The organism is Caldisericum sp. (genome assembly GCA_022759145.1).
In the GTDB taxonomy this organism is placed as follows: Bacteria; Caldisericota; Caldisericia; order Caldisericales; family Caldisericaceae; genus Caldisericum.
On the sequence record JAEMPV010000073.1, the window covers coordinates 2,236 to 5,198 of the forward strand.

The following is a 2,963-nucleotide window of genomic DNA, read 5'->3' on the forward strand; positions in this document are numbered from 1 at the left end:
ACCCAAAGGCTAAAGATTCTTTGTATTTTGGTGGCAAAGAATTCTGGAAATCCTATATGAATAAAGATAAAATTGAGTTTGAGGAAGATTTATGGTTTGATGAGGAAAAAATCTTTATTGCTCATGAGAGCGTTGGAATCAGAAAAGGACTAAAAGACAGATCTAACAGGGAAGATGCATACTATGTAAAAATTGACTATTCCCTTAAAAAAGAATACTCATTTGGAGTGATTGTATGGGTAAAAGATGATGCAGAAAGTTTTCTCCATAATGACGAAGTAATTTTAGGTGGAGAACATTCAACTTTTAGGATGGAGGTAGAAGAAATAAATCAAGAAATAAAAAATAGCATCCAAGGACATCCTGTAATGGAGTGTATTCTTGAAGACAAATGCAACCTATCCAGTAATTTCAGCATCTCAAATAACGGAACAAAACTTGTTGCTATTAGTCCAATATTAGTAAGCGAATATGAATCTGATAAATTAATAGACTGTTGCGAACACAGGATAGTTGGTGGTATATTTTCCACAAGGAATTGTAAGCGAGAAAATTGTGCCCCAAATAGTAAATCACAAGCAGCAAGAATGATCCCTGCTGGCTCTGTCTTTTATCTAAAGGATAAGTGTTCATTAAATGAATGGTGTTTACCATACAAAATAGGCTATAATTATGTATTAAAAATAGGAGGATAAAAATGATACAACACAAAATTTTTTTAATCGAAACACTTACAAACACTTGTGTAGGCTCTGGTGATGTGAGTTTTGGTATAGCGGACATCACAATTCAAAAAGACCCTGTTACATCTCTTCCAATTTTTAATCCATCAAGCGTAAAAGGCGCGCTAAGAGAACATATGGAAAAAATACTTACCAAGAACGAAATTGAGACTATTTTCGGGTCTGAAGTAGATAAACCTGGAATAGTCAAATTCTACGAAGCAAGACTGCTCCTTTTGCCGTTAAGGTCATCACAAAAAGTTTTTTACTATGCTACCTCCGTTAATGCACTTGAAGACTTTAAGGAAGCACTAAAAGTGTTTTGCAAGGAGGATGTTAGCAAGTTTGACGCGTTTATAAACAAGGTAAAAGAGCAACTCGAGCAAAAGAAAGCCGATTTTGTAGTTTTTGAAGAAGCAAAAGGCCTTGAGATAGAGGATTATGAATATAAAGACAATTGCAAGGTTGATATAGAAAACGACACTAAAGAATCTGTCTCTAAGATTTTAGGATTACCAAATTTAAGTAATCTTGCTGTTTTTAATGACGATATTTTCAAGAGAATTTGCGTGAATTCGTTGCCGGTAATTGCAAGAAACAAAATTGGAAATGACGGAAAAAGCGAAAATTTATTCTATGAAGAAGTCTTGCCGAGAAGGAGTAAATTGTGGTTGATGTTGGGCTATCATAAGGTGGAAGACAAAAAAGAGAACAATGCCTCGGACGAATCCAAAAACAATAATGTTGAAGATAAGAAAGTGGCTCTAAATAAATTTGAAAACAGTTTAAAAAATGATCTTATCCAATTCGGAGGGAATGCCTCTATTGGATACGGTGTCACAAAAATTAAAGAAATTGATATGTTATGTAAGCAGCAGAATAAAAATGATTCACCTACAACGGAGGTGAAAAATGAACCAGGAAAGAATTAATCGTATGATTCCAGTTGCAATACAAAAGATAAAAGAATACCTCGTGGAAAGAGAAAACGGAGAAGAACTCTTACCTTCTAACTATTCAAGTTATATGGATTCTTTCGGCATAAGTGTTAGAATGTCAGGTTTGCTTCAGACGGTTGCATTTTATGAAAAAGATGAAAAAAAAGATGAAGAAAAAGATGAAGAAAAAGATGGGAAAAAAGATGGAAATAGAAAGCCAATAAATAAACTTTTGTTAGAAGTTCTTGCCGAAAATGACGAATCATTAAAAGGGAAAGAGCTACTGAGCGTGGTATGTGAAAAAATTAAAGATCCAACCGAATACAGGAAATTTGAAGAACGAGTTATTGAGGCTACCATTGCTTGCAAACTTGCAATGAAAACTTTTAAGAAGAAAAAAGTTGAAGAAAGCGAGTGATAATATGAGCACCAACGCATCATTTATATTTTATAGAAAATCAGGAACAAGAGAAGAGCATTGCGGTAGAAATGATTCAAATTCAACAAATAACAATAAAAGCGCTTTTTTAGATAAGAAGAATCTTTATGAATTACTCGGAGTAAACAATAGAGATTCGAGAAATTATATTCCGATAAACGGAATTGAGTACAAAGATTATTTTAAAATTCCTGGTGCTTTAACTTTTTCGCTAAAAATCGTTTATCCAGGGCTTGTTATAGGCGCTGGATATGAACATCCAATTGTGAAGAAAGATCCCAAATCAAAAGAACCTTCCGATTTTCAACTTGGGTTCTTCTTTGACCATACAACAGGAATGCCCGTTATCCCTGGGTCATCTGTAAAAGGAATTATTAAAAGCGTCTTTCCTAAAAAGATACCAAAAGACGCTAAAGAAGAAGAAAAAGAACTTCTTAAGAAAATAAACTACGAAAAACTACGATATGTTAATAAGGCTTTAAACCACAGCAACTTGATTAATGAGGAAAACTGGGAAATTCTTTTTGACAAGGAAGACATTTTTTACGATGCCTTTATAGATATTTATAAACCTCCCAAGGATGGTAGAATTTTTGCAGAAGATTACATAACACCCCACGAGAGCCAATTTAAGAATCCAACTCCAATTCGATTTTTAAAAATTGCCCCAGGAGTTACTTTTATTTTCCAGTTTAAACTTGTAGATGTAAAGATAAATGATGTATTAATTTCTAAAGAAGATAAACTAAAGTTGTTTAAGAAAATCGTGTCTGATTTTGGTGTTGGCGCAAAAAGAAATGTTGGATACGGAAATTTCGTTGAAGGCTAATTGTTTTTAAAATGTAGATTTTAACTTGATCGCAG

At 33.4% G+C, this 2,963-nt stretch carries 4 protein-coding genes; all 4 read left to right on the forward strand.

Annotated features, from left to right (window positions below):
- Nucleotides 1–695 (forward strand): hypothetical protein (locus JHC30_05290; GenBank protein ID MCI4463567.1); only part of this gene is annotated, 695 nt, incomplete at its 5' end.
- A gap of 2 nt (nucleotides 696–697) precedes the next feature.
- The gene (gene cmr4, locus JHC30_05295) at nucleotides 698–1,654 is read left to right on the forward strand and encodes a type III-B CRISPR module RAMP protein Cmr4 (protein ID MCI4463568.1); all 957 of its coding nucleotides are present in this window, start codon (nucleotides 698–700) and stop codon (nucleotides 1,652–1,654) included.
- Nucleotides 1,635–2,078, forward strand: coding sequence for a type III-B CRISPR module-associated protein Cmr5 (cmr5, locus tag JHC30_05300; GenBank protein MCI4463569.1), 444 nt, complete (start codon nucleotides 1,635–1,637; stop codon nucleotides 2,076–2,078). Before cmr4 ends, cmr5 begins: the two co-directional genes overlap by 20 nt.
- Nucleotides 2,062–2,928, forward strand: a complete 867-nt coding sequence (cmr6, locus tag JHC30_05305; protein MCI4463570.1) for a type III-B CRISPR module RAMP protein Cmr6 — start codon at nucleotides 2,062–2,064, stop codon at nucleotides 2,926–2,928. Before cmr5 ends, cmr6 begins: the two co-directional genes overlap by 17 nt.
- The last annotated feature ends 35 nt before the right edge of the window (nucleotides 2,929–2,963 follow it).

Excerpts from the sequence above, each read along its gene's own strand:
- cmr4 (MCI4463568.1), top strand. The coding sequence starts at position 698 with ATGATACAACACAAAATTTTTTTAATCGAAACACTTACAAACACTTGT.
- cmr5 (MCI4463569.1), top strand. The coding sequence starts at position 1,635 with ATGAACCAGGAAAGAATTAATCGTATGATTCCAGTTGCAATACAAAAG.